The organism is Amycolatopsis sp. NPDC051102 (assembly GCF_040682815.1).
Classification (GTDB): domain Bacteria; phylum Actinomycetota; class Actinomycetes; order Mycobacteriales; family Pseudonocardiaceae; genus Amycolatopsis.
This window is the reverse complement of record NZ_JBFBBT010000001.1, coordinates 291,391-305,971: the sequence shown is the minus strand read 5'-3', so window position 1 is coordinate 305,971 and position 14,581 is coordinate 291,391. Positions and strand designations below refer to the sequence as shown.

Sequence of the window (14,581 nt, the reverse complement as noted above, 5' to 3'; positions counted from 1 at the left end):
CAAGGTTTTCGCCGGCCTCGGTGTGCCCCCTTGGCCGCTCCGCTACAAGCCGTTGCGGCAGACGAGCGCTGCGACCCGGTCGGCTTCGAGCTGCCAGCGCCGCGTCCGGTGTCGCAGCGTCACGACGACGAGCGCGACGCTGCTGAGGACGCTGGCCGCCGCCACGGCGCCGATGTCGCCGTCGAGGCCGCCGTTGATCGCCCAGGCGACGCCGAGTGCCGTGGCCGCGATGGCGAGCGCGAGTGCGGTCACCGGCGTGCGCCACGCCCACGCCTCGCCTGCTTCGATCTGCTTTTTGAGCGATCGGGCCGTCGCCTGGACGGCCTCGCCGCCCGCGCCGAGTTCGAGGATCCGGTCGGCCGCCGCCGCGCAGAACGCGCGCTGTCCCGGCGTGGCCATGACCGGGCGGCGATCACGCGTCAGGCTGCGCACCCGCACGGTCGAGTCCGCGAGCGCGCACGCGAGCCGCTCGCGGATTCGCGCATCTCCGGGAGCTGCGGCGAGCGCGTCTTCCAGACGTTTCAAGTCGGCGAAAAGATCTTTCAAGGAACTGTTCACGGGTGGATTCTCCAATGCGGGCACATCCGGGCCGGGGCACCATGCTACGGTCTCCGCTCTCGGCGACGCGGCCAGATCGAGGTTTTGGGAGGATCCCGGAAATGTCCGCGAGCAACACCCGGTTCGCAGCCGTTGCCGGTGCGGCCAACTTCCTTCTTTGCGCGGCGGTCGGAACGGCACTGCTGATCGTGAACGGAAGCGAAGCACAAACCGTCCAGTCGGTTTCGGCAATGGATCCGGCTCCGCCCGGTTACCAATCCCCGGCCCCGGCGAACGGGATTTCCCCGAGCACGCCGTCGCCGATCGACCAGGACTACGAAACCGTCACCGCGCCCGATGGGTTCAGCACCGTCGTCCCGCGCGGCTGGCCGAGCGAACCGAAGAACGCCGGTTCTTTCCAAGCGACCGATCCGCGCGACGACTCGCACTACGTCCGCTACGGCGCGACCGAAGCCCGCGGTGACCTCTACGGAACGCACGCCGCCGCCGAGAAGGACACGGCCACCCGGCTCAGCGCCCTGCGCCGCGTCCGGATGGACCCGATCGACGTGCGCGGCAGCGAAGCCGTCGACTGGGAGTTCACCTGGGATTCCTCGCAGGGGACGCGGCACGTGCGCGCGGTCTACTGGCGCACCGGAGGAGTGGAGTACTTCGTGTACGTTTCCGCCCTGGATTCGGACTGGCAGCCGATGCCGGAGCTGCTGAACACCATGGTCGAGCGGAGCCGCCCGTGACCCTCCACGAGCCGACGACCGACTGGACGCGCTTCGCGGCCGAGCACGCCGAAGCCGAACTGCCGCCGCTGGACGACAACACCCGCTACCTCGCGGCGGCAGCCCACCTGGACCGCCACTACTGCGACGAAGCCGTTCGCGAACTGCTGGTCGAAGACACCCGCCAGGTGCCGTTGACGCCCGGCCTGGACACCGCCACGGTGCTCACCGAAGTCGTCGCGGCGCGGACCCGGCGCAAATTCCGTGACGGCGCCCTGGCGCTACTGACCATCTTGTTCGTGACGACCGGCCTGGCAAATCCTGTCCTCGGCGGATGGGTGGCCTGGGCCGCTGTGCTCTCGGTCAAACCGATCTGGAGATCGGTCCGGTGGGGGCGGCCCGGCTCCGGGTTGTTCGTCGTCGGCAAGCTGATGGTCGTCTTCGCGCTGTTCACCGGGGCCCTCCTGCTCCCGGCGGTCGGGGAGGTGATCTCCTCGCTGCAGAGCAGCTCGAGCCAGTCCTCCCACGCCCGTTCGGGGAGCAACCAGTTCGACACCACTGACCTGATGCCCAGCTGGTTCGGGCTGGACCCGAACGTGATTTCCAGTGTTTCGGCCCTGCTGATGCTGGTCATCCTGATCGCGGACCGCGTCGTGGTCTGGCAGACGGTCAGGCGGTACTTCGGCCGCCGCGCCCGCGTGCCGGGCGCGGTGCAACGCCCGTCGCCCGATCGCCTCTCGCTCCTCTTCAGCCCGCCCCGGCTGCGCCGGGTCCTCGACCGCCACCGCGCCGGCCGCGTCGCCGAGTCGCCCGACGCCCGGGTACCGCTGGTCGTCTACCGGGGGCGCAACCCGTTCGTCGGCGCCGGGACCAGCGTCACGCCGTGGTCGCTGGCGTTGCCGTTGGAGCGGCTCGACGGCGCCGGCTCGTCGGCCGAGCCGCTCACCACCGCGCGGTTCTACGAGGAAGTCGGGAAGGCGGTCGAGGAGCTGCAGCGGCACGCCGCGCTGTCGCCGGACGAACGCCTCCGGGACCTGCACGTCGAGGGCATGGTGTTCACCCCGGCCGAGGGCCTGATCGACCGCGTGCACGAACCGGTCACGACGCCCTACCTGGCCCGCGTTTCCCAGCCGCCCGCGCACTACCTGCCGACTGAGGAGGCAGGGCGGATCTACCACCGCCCGCGCGAGTGGGCGCGGTACTACCTCTGCTTCCAGGTCGAGACGTGGAACCGGGAACTCGTCCTCTCGGCCTTCCTGCACGCGGCCGTCGAGGAAAGCACGCTGTACATCGAGTGGACGCCGTGCGTGCTCCTGCCGATCCGGCAGGAGCTCCGCGCCGGGGACACGATGACCGCGGACTGGTGGCGGCCGGTCTGGCAAGGCTTCCTCCGGTGGCTGAAGCTCCCGGTGACCGGCCCGGGCCGGTTCTGGGCCGCGCTCAAGGTGATCCGGCCGCTGCCGCACGACGGGCACACGCTCAACGCCGATCGCTACGGCTCCGCGCGCACGTTGCGCGAACTCGGCGCGGCCGAGGCCGCCCGCGACTACTTCCAGGTCGTCGACGCCGAGCGGTACACGAAGCTGCTGGAAAGCCGGCTGGTGCCGGCGATCAGCAAGGTGCTCAGCGATTCCGGATATTCGCCGGCATCGTTCGAGCGCCGGGTCGCCGCCGTCACGACGAACAACGTCACCATCCACGGCGGCAACACCGGGCCGATGGTCTTCGGCGGGGTGGTCGAAGGCGACGTCTCCGGCGGAACCCTCGCGCCCCGGATCTGAGGAACGCCCATGTCCCAGCACAACTCCTTCACCAACACCGGGACAAACACCGGGCCGGTGATCTTCGGCGGCACCGTCAAGGGTTCCGTGCGCGGGGGTGACGTCCGCCGAGACGCCGAGGTGGCCGCCCCGCGCATCGCGTCGCGGGCCGAACCGGCGAGGGAACAACGCAGCACGCCGGGCACGGGAAAGCCGCCGAGGGTGTTCATCACCTATTCCCACGACGACGAACAGCACCGCACGCTCGTCCGCGAGTTCGCGACGTTCCTGCGTACCCGTGCGGGAATCGACGTCCGGCTCGACCAGTGGGCCGACGACGGCCGCCGGGACTGGTCGCTGTGGGCGATCGAGCAGCTCGCCGAAGCGGATTTCGTGCTCGTGATCGCTTCGCCCGACTACAAACGGCGGGCGGAGGGGACCGAGGAGCCGCACGTGGGGCGGGGTGCGCAGTTCGAGGCCGCGATGATCCGGGACAACCTCACCCGGGACCTGCCCCGGGCCACCCGCCGCATCCTGCCCGTAGTGCTGCCGGGGCGGCGGGTGGAGGACATCCCGTCATTCCTCAACGCGTATTCCACCACACGGTACGAAATCACGGAGTTCACGCTGGCCGGCGTCGGGGAACTGCTCGCCGCGATCACCGGCGTCGCACGCTTTTCCCTGCCCGAAATCGGCACCTGACCATCAACTCGCCGGGCCGATCTCCGCGTCCGGCTCGCGGGCGCCGCTCCGCCGTGGTGGCCGGACCTCGGTGCCGCACTGTTCACTGGGGAATGAGCACGATCTTGCCGCGCGAGTGCCGGCGCATCAGGTCGCGATAGGCATCGCGGACCTCGGCGAGCGGGTAGGTGGCGGCGATCGGGACCTCGAGATCGCCCGCCGCGACCAGCTTCGCGAGCTCGGTCAGCACCTCGACGGTCGCGGAGCCGGCCATGCCCTCGGCCTTGACGCCGGTCCGCGCCGCGCCGGCGAAGTCGATGATGGTGTTGATCCGGTCCTTCGCCACGCCCAGCTCCAGCGCCAGGTCGAGGTAGCCGTCGCCGAAGTTGTCGACGAACGCGTCGACCCCCTCCGGCGCCACCTCGCGGATCCGGTCCAGCACGCCGTCGCCGTAAGCCACCGGGATCACGCCGTGCTCGCGCAGCCAGGCGTGGTTGGACTCGCCCGCCAGCCCGATGACGGTGGCTCCCGCGTGCCGGAGCAGCTGGACGGTCAGCGAGCCGACCCCGCCGGCGGCACCCGCGACGACGACCGTGTCGCCCGGACCGGCCCCGACGGCCCGCACGTTCGCGTGCGCGGTGGTGCCCGCGACGAACAGCGAGCCGCCGGCCTCCCACGGCACGGCCGGGTCTCGCGGCACGAGATGCCCGGCGGGGACGACGACCAGCTCGGCATGGCTGGCCCGGGTGTCCACCCAGCCGATCACTTCGTCACCGGGCGACCAGTTGCGCACCCCGGAGCCGACCTCTTCCACCACGCCGGCCAGGTCGCTGCCCTCACCGGACGGGAACGTCGCGGGCCACCGCTCGTGCAGCGCACCGATCCTGATCGTGTTCTCACCGGGGTTGATCCCCGCGGCCCGCACGCGCACCAGCACCTCGCCGGCTGCCGGTACCGGCCTGGGTACCTCCCGAACCTCCAGTACGTCGATGTCGCCGTAGTTGTCGAACCGCACTGCCTGGGGCATGTCGCCCCTCCTTCCGGACTCCTTGTTCCGACGACCAGCAAACCGGAGCCGGAGGGCATGATCCATGCTGGAATCGCGCGAAAAAATATGCGATCGTCTCATGCGTGGACGTTCTGACAGACTTGTTGCAACGCTCGCGGGCTCGCGGCGCCGCGTTCTCGCACTCGACGGCGCGCGGAGCCTGGGGCGTCGAGTTCCCCACGGGCGCCAAGCTCGCGATCCACGGCATCCTCGGCGGCGAGGCGTTCGCGTGGACCGACGACCCAGGCCGGTCCCGCCGGGTGCTGCCCGGCGACGTCGTCCTCATCCGCGGCCCGGTCCGGCAGTACATGGCCCACACGCCGGGCGCCGACGTGGTTCCCTTCGCCTACGAGCGCTGCACCACCACGGCGGGAGGTGCGCGACGGATGAAGTTCGGCACCGAGTCGGGTGACCCGACCACGTTCTTCTGCGGCGCATACACCTTCGAAGGCGAACTCTGCGCGGGACTGCTCTCCGGGCTACCGGACCTGACCGTGGTGCGCCCGCACGCCGGGTCGAGCCTCCGCGCGACCCTCGACGTGTTCGCCGCCGAAATCCTCCGCGACGCGCCGGGCCAGCAGGCGTTGCTGGACAGCCTGCTCGACGTCGTCCTGGTGCAGGCGTTGCGCGAACAGCTCACCACCGACGTGCAGGCCGCGCCCGCGTGGTTCCGCGCGATGCGCGATCCGGCGGTCGGCGCGGCGTTGCGTGCCGTGCACGAAACCCCGGCCCGCGCCTGGACGGTCGCCGACCTCGCCGACGAGGCGAGGCTGTCGCGCGCGACGTTCGCGCGCCGGTTCACCTCGCTGCTCGGCGTGGCGCCGCTGGCCTACGTCACCGACTGGCGGATGGCGCTGGCGCGCGAGCAGCTGCGCGAAGGCGACGCGAGCCTGGCCGCGATCGCGCATTCCCTGGGATACGCCTCGGAGTTCTCCTTCGCCGCCGCCTTCAAGCGCCACCACGGCACCCCGCCCGGCCGCTGGCGGACGTCGACGGCGATCGCGGGGTGAGTCGAAGTTCCGCCCCGGCTGCCCCAGCAAAATATCGCCGTCGGCGGACGCAACGGTCGGCTCCGGCCGCCCCTCCCCTCCTCCCCCGATCACGACGATCGCCACCACTCGGCTCGGTCATCGAGACCCCGGCCGGAGTCAGTCGGCGACGCCGACGGTGTGCCCGACGGTTTCCGGCTGGTCGAGGACGCGCAGCAGACAGTCCGCGACGTCGGCGCGGGCGACGTACCGGCCACCGGGGAGGTTGCTGTCGAGGGCGGTGCGGTAGCGGCCGGTCGGCGGTTTGCCGGTGAGCTGCACCGGCCGGACCGCGGTCCAGTCCAGCCCGCTGTCGCGCAGGACGTCCTCCATCAGGGCCAAATCCCGGTACTGCGGGCGCAGGAAGGCCTTGAGGATGGGGTAGAGCACGGCGCCGAGGAAGAACCGGTCCCCGGGGTCGCGCCGGGGCGGGTGGGGCCGTCCCGGGGCGGGCGTCGTGCCCACCGGGGCGGCGCTGACCACGACGAGGCGGTGGACCCCGGCCTCACGCATCGCTCGGATGATCTTCGTGGTGGCCTGGGACGCGACTCCGGCGGTGGCGTTGCTCGCCGGGCCGACCGCGGACACGACCGCGTCCGCTCCGGAGACGGCGCCGGCGAGGATCGCCGGGGCAGCGGTGAGCAGGTCGGCGGACACGACCCGCCCGGGGTGCCCCGCCACCTTCGCCGGGTCGCGGACCACCGCGGTGACGTCGTGCCCGGCGGCGATGGCCTGTTCGACCAGCAGGCGGCCGATGCCGCCGCTCGCACCGAAAACCGTGAGCTTCACAACGAACCCCCGGCCGCCGAAGGAATCTGCGGTGACCTCCGCAGCAGGTCCCGCCAGTCCGCCGGCCAGTTCGCCAGGCCGATGACCGCCATGATGACCAGGTGCGTGGGTGCCGCGACACTCTGGTAGAGCTCGTCGTGGTTGACGATGTGGGTGGTGACCGCACCGGTGAGCAGCAGGACCAGCGTCGCGGCGGCGAGGAACCGGGGCCGGCGGCCGGGAACGACGAGCAGTACCGCGCAGACCAGTTCGATCGCGCCGACGACGAACCGGAACCAGGACGGGTAGCCCCAGTCGGCGAACTTGACGGAGTACGCCGGTCCGGTGAAAGTGGGGCCGGGCCAGAACTTGGTCACGGCGCCCATGGCGAATTCGGCGGCGAGGAACCAGTAGAACACGGTGCGCAGCCGCCGGGGCCACACTCGGGTGGGCATGAGTTCTTCCTTTCGATGGGAACTGGAAGCCGACCTCTTCCCGTTCAAGGACGAGCTTGGCGGGTCGGGAAGGCGCGACTGGAGGTGGTCCTGATGGCTGGTCATGGAGCGGGTGTCCTTTCCGGACTCCGGTGTGGTCACTGCTCTGACGGATAGCGGGTCGAGGAGGTAACCGGTTCGCGGGGACCGTCCGGGTTTGCCGGAGAACCCGGGCATGGCCGGCGGAGGAGCCGGGCACCGCCAGGCCACCCCGGGACAACCGAGCTTCGGCCTGCGAAGTCGTGGCGGCTCTTCAGGAAGCCGCGGCCGCGTGGTGGACCGCGGCGGCCAGCCGGTCGTGTTCGGGATAGGACCAGTCGAAGGAGAAGCGGCGGCGGGTGTAGCCGAACGCGAGGCCGCCGACCGGGTCGGCGAACGCTTCCGAGCCCGCGGATCCATTGTGGCCGAAGGCGTTCGCGCTCAGGAACGGGTAGCGCGCGCCCTTGGCCTGGAAGCCCAGGGCGTACTGGCCCGCCTCGCCGGTGACCAGGTCGCGGCCGGTGGAGTGGAGCATGGCGAACTCGCCCAGTGTGGCGGGTTCGAGCAGCGGGGCCCGGCCGTCCAGGCCGAAGGCCAGGGCCGCGTACATCCCGGCCAGCCCCCGGGCGTTGCCCACCCCACCGGCAGAGGCCTGGCCGAGCGCGCGCACCCGCCGGGTGTTGAGGAAGGCCACCTGGTCGAGGGGTGGGGTCGAGTTGAGGCCGTAGCCGATCCCGGTGAGGCTGTGCGGTCCCGGGACGTTCGCCCAGAACGCCGCGAGCCGGTCCGGGTCCGCCAGCCCCGGCAGCACCTCCCGGTACCGGTCCTCCAGCGTCTCCGGCAGTCCCAGGTACAGGTCCAGCCCGTAGGGCGCGCGCACCCGCTGTTCGAAGTGCTCCCCCAGCGACCGGCCCGTGGCCCTGCGGACCACCTCACCCACCATCGCGAACGTCACGAACCCGCCGTAGCCGTAAGCAGAACCCGGCCGCCAGTACGGCCGCTGCCCGGCCAGCCGCCGCGCGATCACCTGGTCGTCGGCGAGTTCGGCGGCGGTGAACCCACCGTCGACGCCGATCACGCCGGAACGGTGGGTGAGCAGGTCCCGCACGGTGATCCGGTCCTTGCCCGCCGCGGCGAACTCCGGCCAGTAGCGGGCAACAGAGCTGTCCAGCTCCAGCACGCCGTCCTGCACCAACAGGGCCACCACGAGGGTCGCGGCACCCTTGGTCGAGGAGTAAATACCGGTCAGGGTGTCGCCGGTCACCTCGTCGCCTGCCCACAGGTCGACCACCTGGCGGCCGTGCACGTACACCGCCAGCTGGGCTCCCGCCTCCTCGCCGACAGCGGCCGCGAATTCCTCGCGCACCGTCTCGAAACCGCTGGCCACCGTGCCGTGGACGTCGATGTCGCTCATTGTTCGGACCGCTCCGATCGTCGTGTCGCCGATTGTCGGAGACATGACGTACGAGACGCCGCGGGTGTGACCACCCGCCGCCGGTGACCTCGCGGAGTCTGCGCGGCCAGAAGCCCGAGACGTCTATCCTCGACGGTCAGGCGGGCCGCACGAGTGGCTCGACCCCGCCTCCAGGCTCGCGTCGAGGGGAAACTTTCCGATGCCTGATCCGCCAGCCCCGAGTCGTGCGCACGAACTGATCCTCGTAGGTGAAACTGGCCACCGAACCGTCCTGGTTCACGGTGATCCCTTTTGACCATGCCCGCGCACCGTCGCCGTCTTCACCGACGACTACGTTCGTGACGTGCACGGCAAGCGCACTGCCCGGGGCCCGTCGATGCGCGACGGCGATATACGCGTCAAGACGCGACTGGGACGAATCTTCGGCCGGTATCGGCCGAAGACCAAGATCGCTGACGTCGACCTCGAGATCGGGTGCGAACACCTCGTCGAACCGGTCATAGCTGCCGGCGTCACAGAGGTGACCGTGCAGCGCGATCACCTCGTGAATTTCCAGACGATCGCCGACGCTCAAGCTCATCCCAGCCCCCTTCACTCGATGCCCGCCTCGGCCGAGGCGGCACTTCTGTGGCGCTCCGGCCTCAGGCGTTGACGTACGCCAGCACCGCCAGCACCCGGCGGTGTCCGCTGTCGCTCGCGGGCAGGCCGAGTTTGCGGAAGATGTTGCCGATGTGCTTGGTCACCGCGCGCTCGGTGACCACCAGCTCGGCGGCGATCGTGAGGTTGTCCAGTCCTTGGGCCATGAGGTGCAGCACCTGCTGTTCCCGCGCGGTGAGGCTCTGCAGCGGGTCGCGCTTGTTCATCAGCTGCGACACCACTTCCGGGTCGAGCGCGGTGCCGCCGGCCGCGACGCGTTCGAGTGCGTCCAGGAACTCCTCGACCCGGCCGACCCGGTCCTTCAGCAGGTAGCCGGTGCCGGCCGCGCCCGTCTCCAGCAGCTCTTTCGCGTAGGCCTGCTCGACGTACTGGGACAGCACCAGCACCGGCAGGCCGGGCAGGTGGTCGCGGGCCTCGATCGCCGCGCGCAGGCCCTCATCGCGGAAGCTCGGCGGCAGCCGGACGTCGAGCACCGCGATGTCCGGCCGGTGTTTCAGCAATATCGGCAGGATCTCCGGGCCGCTGGCCGCGATGCCGACGATCTCGTGCCCCGCGCTCTTGACCAGCAGCGAGATCCCCTCCCGCAGGAGGGCGTTGTCCTCGGCGAGCACTATCCGCATGGCAGCAGTACCTCGATCGTCGTTCCCGCGTTAGCCGGGCTGTCGATCCGGGCGGTGCCGTCGAGCGCCGCCACCCGGCGCCGGATGCCGGACAGCCCGCTGCCGCCCCGGACGTCGGCGCCGCCCCGGCCGTCGTCTCGCACCGTGACACGCAGGCTCTGCTTGTCACCGTCGAGGATGACTTCGGCGTGCGATGCCGTGCTGTGCTTGGTGACGTTGGTCAGCGACTCGGCGATGACGAAGTAGGCCGCCGCCTCGATCGCCGCCGGCGGGCGCGGCAGGTCGTCGGGAACCCGCACGGTCACCGGGATGCGCTGGCCGCCCGCCAGTGCGTGCACGGCGCCGGTGAGCCCGCGGTCGGCGAGGATCGGCGGGTAGATGCCGCGGATGAGGCTGCGCAGGTTGCTCAGGGAGTCTTCGATGCCCGTCCGGGCGTCCCGCACCAGCTCGGCCGCGGGATTGTCCGGCTCGGTCGCCAGGGCGCGGGCGGCGAGCCCGAGCCGCACCGAGACCGCGACCAGCTGCGCTTGGATGCCGTCGTGCAGGTCGCGCTCGATGCGGCGCAGCTCGGCACCGTGCGATTCCAGCGCCTCGGCCCGGGTTTCGGTGAGCCGCTCGACCTGCCGGGCCAGCAGCTCGGCCTCGTCCGGCCCGAGCAGCGACCGCGCGAGCCGCAGCTGGCCGCGCGCGATCAGCGGCACCAGCCACACCACCGCGGCGGCGTAGACCACGGCCTGCAGCGGCGGCAGGGTGAGGGCCTCCGGCCACGTCCGGATGATGACGAACATCCCGGCGAAGCTTTCCGGCGGGAACAGCCACCAGTACAGCGGGATCGTGGCGCTCTCGGCGATCGCGGGCCACAGCATGATGCCCAGCAGGCCGAGGAACGTACCCGCGAACCCGTGCACCACCATCCACACCAGAGCGCGCCAGGTCGCCGGGTCCCGCACCGCGCGCAGCCGGCCACCGCGTCCGGCGTAGGCGGCTTCCGGCAGCGGGTACCCGAGGTGGCGTCCGGCCCGCTCACGCTCCAGCCCGGCCAGCACGCGCACCGGCTTCAGCACCGCCGGCCCGAACGGCAGCAGCAGCACCAGCAACGGCAGGACGAGCACGCCGGCCAGCGCGGGCAGCGCCGTCTGCAGGCCCGACGCGAGCACCGCGGTGGCCGCGATGCTGCGTTTGATCGCCGTCCTCATCGCCGCCCCCTGCCTGCGGTAGTGCCGCGACTCTACTGAACCCCCCACGGGGGTGTAGCTGGCTACACCCCCGGTTCGGGTGCGCGGGCCCGTGTGCCGCGCCTTTTCGGCTCCTAGCGTCGGAGGCAACGCGGACAGGTGAAGGAAGACGGCGATGGCAGCAGTGGCGGACGAACTCGTTGACCGGACGCTGCGCGCCGGCGAATGACTTGTCGACCTTCGAGAAAGGAAAGCAATGGCTGAACCTGGGAACACGGGACTACGCGGCCTGATCGCCCGGTGCCCGCTCATCAGCTTCTTCACCCTCGCGTTGGCGTTGAGCTGGATCGCGTGGACGCCGTACATCCTGGGCCGCAACGGCCTCGGCGTCGAACCGGAGATCGCGTTCCCGGAGATCATGGGGACGACGCAGCTGTTCGGCGTGCTGCCGGGCGCCTACCTGGGTCCGATCCTGGCGGCTTTCCTCGTCACGGCGGCCGCCGAGGGCCGCCCGGGCCTGCGGCGCTGGGCCGGCCGGCTGCTGAAGTGGAAGGTGAACTGGCGCTGGTACGTGGGCTCGATCCTCGGCGTCCCGGCGGCGCTGGTCCTGACCGGCATGGCCCTGAACGGCGGTGAAGCCCACGTACCGGGCGCGGCGGTGTTCGTGGCCCTGGTGCCCGGGCTGGTGCTGCAGATGGTCACCACCGGCCTCGCGGAAGAGCCCGGCTGGCGTGACTTCGCGCTCCCGCACCTGCAGCCGAAGTTCGGCCCGCTGCGCGGAACGCTGATCCTGGGTCCGCTGTGGGGCCTGTGGCACCTGCCGCTGTTCTTCTCGGAGTGGGGCCGCTGGCCGGACGTGACGGTCTGGACGCTCGTGGTGTTCATCGCGACGACCACGCTGTTCAGCATCCTGATGACGTGGGTATTCAACCGCAGCGGCCAAAGCCTCCCGATCGCGATGCTGGTCCACACGGGCGTGAACAACACCATCTCGGTCGCGTGGGCGGACGTGTTCCCCGACGCGGGAGCCGACGACGTCGCACTGGTGTTCCTGATCTCGTCGGCCATCGCGGCGGCGGCGGCGCTGATCGCGACCCGTGGGCGCCTGGGCTACCGGCCCGAAGCCGTGGCGTCGCCGAGCACGCCGGCGCAGGTGTCCACGCCCGGAGGTGGGTGACGACCACCGGTGCGGCGAAACCCCGGCCGGCCAGGCCGGGGCTTCGCCGGGTGCAGGTCATCCACGCCGCCACGTGGAATGGAGCTTCGTCGAACTGAATGGACGAGGCGCACCTTCCCCGAAAGTCAAGGGTGTTCACTCCGAGGCAAATAGGTGACCCGGCGAGCCATTCAAGGTAATGTGCGTTCAACGAAAAGGTGATCTGCCCGTCATCTGTTCCGCCATCATTGTCGGCAGCGCAGTTCTCTCGGAAAACCCGAGGCAGCGCCGGGAGGAACGGAATGGGGCTATCCCGGATCGCCACGGTCGCCGCCCACTTCGGCCGCGACCTGACGTTCGGCTTGGGGCGGGTCGCGGCGCTGGCCGAGGAGGCCCGCCAGGCGCGGGCCGCGGTGCTGGTGCTGCCGGACGGCACGCTCGGCGGCTCCTTCACCGACTTCGGGAGGGCCGACCCCGAGCAGCCGGCACCGGCGCTCGACCCCGACGGGCCCGAGGTGCGCGAGGTGGTGAAGCTGGCCGGGGACCTGGTGGTGTGCTTCGGCTACACCGAAGCGGGCGAGCACGGCGAGCGCTACTCGGCGGCGGCGTGCGTGTCCGGCGACGGCGTGCTCGGGCGCCACCGCAAGGTGCACCTGTCCCCGGCCGAGGCGGTGTACCGGACGCCGGGCCGCGGGTTCACCGCCTTCGACACCCCGGCCGGCCGGCTCGGCATGCTGGCCGACTACGAAAAGGCGTTCCCGGAGCCCGCCCACACCCTCGCCGCCGACGGCGCCGGAATTCTCGCGTGCCTGTGTTCGTGGGCCACCGGCAGCAGAACGCCGACGCGCGCCCGGGACCGGCAGGCCCGGCTGTTCGACGTCTACGACTGCGTGCGCGCGGCCGAGAACCAGGTGGTCTTCGTCTCCGCCAACCAAGCGGGCGTCCTGCACGGCACCCGGTTCCTCGGGTCGGCCAAAGTGGTCGGCCCGGACGGCACCACCCGCGCCAAAACCGGCTCCCGCGCCGGTCTCGTCATCGCCGAAATCGACGTCGACGCGGAAATCGCGGCCGCCCGCCGCGCCCGGCACCACCTCGAAGAGCGCAAGCCGGAAGCCGGTGTTTCCGCACCGCATTCGCACGAAACGAAATGAGGTTCCCGGAGAATCACGCCGTGCGGCGCTTGAACCGGCTCAGCATTGCGTCCACGGCCAGGAACACCAGCAGGCTCGCGCCGACCAGGGGCAGCACCCACGCCAGGACCGCGATCCCGAGCAGGACCACGGTCAGCGGGCCGCCGGCCAGCTGGCGCCACACCGGCCGCGGCAGGGACGCCCAGCGTCCCCGGTACGGGTTGTGGATCCACCACATGCGATATCCCAGCGCGAGCAGCACCAGCGTGGCGACCGCCACCAGCGCGAGGAGGATCTGGTTCGCGAGCCCGAACAACGTGCCGGTGTGGAACTGCGTGCCCAGCGCGGTCAGCTTGGCGAGCGGCGAGTAGTCGCTCCAGCCGATCCGCTCGGTGATCTCCGCGGTGTAGGGGTCGATCGCGACCGCGCTCCGGTGGATCGGCAGCCCTTCCGCGAGCTCCGTGACCGTGAAGGGCGCGCCCGGAGCCGGCGGCGGCACCAGGGCCAGTTCACCGTCCAGGCCTGCCGTCGAGGCCACCGCCCAAGCGCGGTCCAGGCCGATCGGCCCGCCGCCCGGCGGGACCGGCACCGGGGCCGCGGCCAGGACCGGGGCCCGCAGGTGGATCGGGTCCGCTGCCGGGTCCGCGCGGCCGCCCGCGAACTGGCTCATGGCGAGTCCGGTGAGGGCCACGAGCACCAGGCCCGCCGTCAGCCACAGGCCGCCGGCGCCGTGGATCGCGCGCAACCGCGCCCAGCCCGTCTGGTCCCGGGTGGACGGCAGGAGCACGTCCCGCAGGCGTCGTTTCCGGCGGGTCCGGGCCAGCCACAGCACCAGGCCGCCGGCGGCCACGAGCGGCACCCAGCTCGCCGCGAGCTCGGCGTAGAGCCGGCCCGGCACGCCCAGCTGCAGGTTGCCGTGCAGCCGGCGCAGCCACGTGTTCGCGGGCAGCCGGTTCTCCACCGTGCTCAGCTCACCGTTGATCAGCCCGGTGTAGGGGTCGACGAAGACCGTGCGGTCCGGCGTCCCGGCCGGCCCGGGCACCGTCAGCACCACGCGGGTGGTGCGGTCGGCCGCGGGCGGGGTGAGGACGGACTTGAGCGTCGCTTCCGGGTGCGCCGTGAGCGCCGAGCGGACCTGCTCAGCGAGCGGGCGCCGCACCTCGCCGACCTGGTTCACGTACAGGTCGGACCGGTAGAGGCTGTCGTGGATCTGCGGGCTGAACACGTAGACGAGCCCGGTCAGGCACAGCACCGCGAGGAAGGGCGCGACGACGATGCCCGCCAGGAAGTGCAGCCGCCGCGCGACGAGCTGGAGGACGGTGCCCCGGCGCGGGCGGGGTGACGGCCGGGTGGCCCGGTGCGCGGGGACGGTGGGCGTCGAAGACAAGGCGGCTCCCGAT

Annotated in this window: 15 protein-coding genes; 6 read left to right on the top strand and 9 right to left on the bottom strand. The window is 71.4% G+C overall.

Annotation, left to right across the window (positions count from 1 at the left end; genetic code table 11):
* Window positions 1-42 precede the first annotated feature (42 nt).
* Window positions 43-525, bottom strand: a complete 483-nt coding sequence (locus AB0M93_RS01305; RefSeq protein ID WP_364266838.1) for a hypothetical protein — start codon at window positions 523-525, stop codon at window positions 43-45.
* 263 nt (window positions 526-788) lie between these two features.
* Here AB0M93_RS01305 and AB0M93_RS01300 point away from each other — a divergent pair, with 263 nt between their 5' ends.
* From AB0M93_RS01300 to AB0M93_RS01290, 3 genes are read left to right on the top strand one after another with little or no spacing between them, the layout of a single operon-like run.
* Window positions 789-1,292, top strand: a complete 504-nt coding sequence (locus tag AB0M93_RS01300) for a hypothetical protein (protein ID WP_364266835.1) — start codon at window positions 789-791, stop codon at window positions 1,290-1,292.
* Window positions 1,289-3,052 carry a hypothetical protein gene (locus AB0M93_RS01295; RefSeq protein ID WP_364266832.1) on the top strand — a complete coding sequence of 588 codons (1,764 nt, stop codon included), beginning with the start codon at window positions 1,289-1,291 and terminating at the stop codon, window positions 3,050-3,052. The genes AB0M93_RS01300 and AB0M93_RS01295 overlap by 4 nt, the downstream gene beginning before the upstream one ends.
* 9 nt (window positions 3,053-3,061) lie before the next feature.
* A complete protein-coding gene (locus AB0M93_RS01290) occupies window positions 3,062-3,733 on the top strand; it encodes an SEFIR domain-containing protein (RefSeq protein ID WP_364266830.1) in 672 nt (223 codons plus the stop codon).
* A gap of 82 nt (window positions 3,734-3,815) precedes the next feature.
* Here the strand turns inward: AB0M93_RS01290 and AB0M93_RS01285 are convergent, their stop codons facing one another.
* The gene (locus tag AB0M93_RS01285; RefSeq protein ID WP_364266827.1) at window positions 3,816-4,739 is read right to left on the bottom strand and encodes an NADP-dependent oxidoreductase; all 924 of its coding nucleotides are present in this window, start codon (window positions 4,737-4,739) and stop codon (window positions 3,816-3,818) included.
* Window positions 4,740-4,843: 104 nt separating this feature from the next.
* Here AB0M93_RS01285 and AB0M93_RS01280 point away from each other — a divergent pair, with 104 nt between their 5' ends.
* On the top strand, window positions 4,844-5,770 hold the full coding sequence (locus tag AB0M93_RS01280; RefSeq protein ID WP_364266824.1) for an AraC family transcriptional regulator: 927 nt from the start codon (window positions 4,844-4,846) through the stop codon (window positions 5,768-5,770).
* Window positions 5,771-5,908: 138 nt separating this feature from the next.
* Here AB0M93_RS01280 and AB0M93_RS01275 read toward each other — a convergent pair whose 3' ends face one another.
* The 6 genes from AB0M93_RS01275 to AB0M93_RS01250 form a co-directional block, all read right to left on the bottom strand.
* The gene (locus AB0M93_RS01275; protein ID WP_364266821.1) at window positions 5,909-6,577 is read right to left on the bottom strand and encodes an NAD(P)H-binding protein; all 669 of its coding nucleotides are present in this window, start codon (window positions 6,575-6,577) and stop codon (window positions 5,909-5,911) included.
* A complete protein-coding gene (locus AB0M93_RS01270; protein ID WP_364266818.1) occupies window positions 6,574-7,011 on the bottom strand; it encodes a DoxX family protein in 438 nt (145 codons plus the stop codon). The genes AB0M93_RS01275 and AB0M93_RS01270 overlap by 4 nt, the downstream gene beginning before the upstream one ends.
* Before the next feature lie 292 nt (window positions 7,012-7,303).
* Entirely contained in the window at window positions 7,304-8,443 is a 1,140-nt protein-coding gene (locus AB0M93_RS01265; RefSeq protein ID WP_364266815.1) for a serine hydrolase domain-containing protein, read from the bottom strand.
* Window positions 8,444-8,579: 136 nt separating this feature from the next.
* Window positions 8,580-9,023, bottom strand: a complete 444-nt coding sequence (locus AB0M93_RS01260) for a nuclear transport factor 2 family protein (protein WP_364266813.1) — start codon at window positions 9,021-9,023, stop codon at window positions 8,580-8,582.
* A gap of 61 nt (window positions 9,024-9,084) precedes the next feature.
* Window positions 9,085-9,720, bottom strand: coding sequence for a response regulator transcription factor (locus AB0M93_RS01255; protein WP_364266810.1), 636 nt, complete (start codon window positions 9,718-9,720; stop codon window positions 9,085-9,087).
* A complete protein-coding gene (locus AB0M93_RS01250) occupies window positions 9,711-10,916 on the bottom strand; it encodes a sensor histidine kinase (protein ID WP_364266807.1) in 1,206 nt (401 codons plus the stop codon). The genes AB0M93_RS01255 and AB0M93_RS01250 overlap by 10 nt, the downstream gene beginning before the upstream one ends.
* 235 nt (window positions 10,917-11,151) lie before the next feature.
* Here AB0M93_RS01250 and AB0M93_RS01245 point away from each other — a divergent pair, with 235 nt between their 5' ends.
* Entirely contained in the window at window positions 11,152-12,072 is a 921-nt protein-coding gene (locus AB0M93_RS01245) for a CPBP family intramembrane glutamic endopeptidase (protein ID WP_364266804.1), read from the top strand.
* Between the two features lie 281 nt (window positions 12,073-12,353).
* The gene (locus tag AB0M93_RS01240; protein ID WP_364266801.1) at window positions 12,354-13,202 is read left to right on the top strand and encodes a carbon-nitrogen hydrolase family protein; all 849 of its coding nucleotides are present in this window, start codon (window positions 12,354-12,356) and stop codon (window positions 13,200-13,202) included.
* 13 nt (window positions 13,203-13,215) lie between these two features.
* Here the strand turns inward: AB0M93_RS01240 and AB0M93_RS01235 are convergent, their stop codons facing one another.
* Window positions 13,216-14,568, bottom strand: coding sequence for a PepSY domain-containing protein (locus AB0M93_RS01235; RefSeq protein ID WP_364266798.1), 1,353 nt, complete (start codon window positions 14,566-14,568; stop codon window positions 13,216-13,218).
* Window positions 14,569-14,581: the final 13 nt, after the last annotated feature.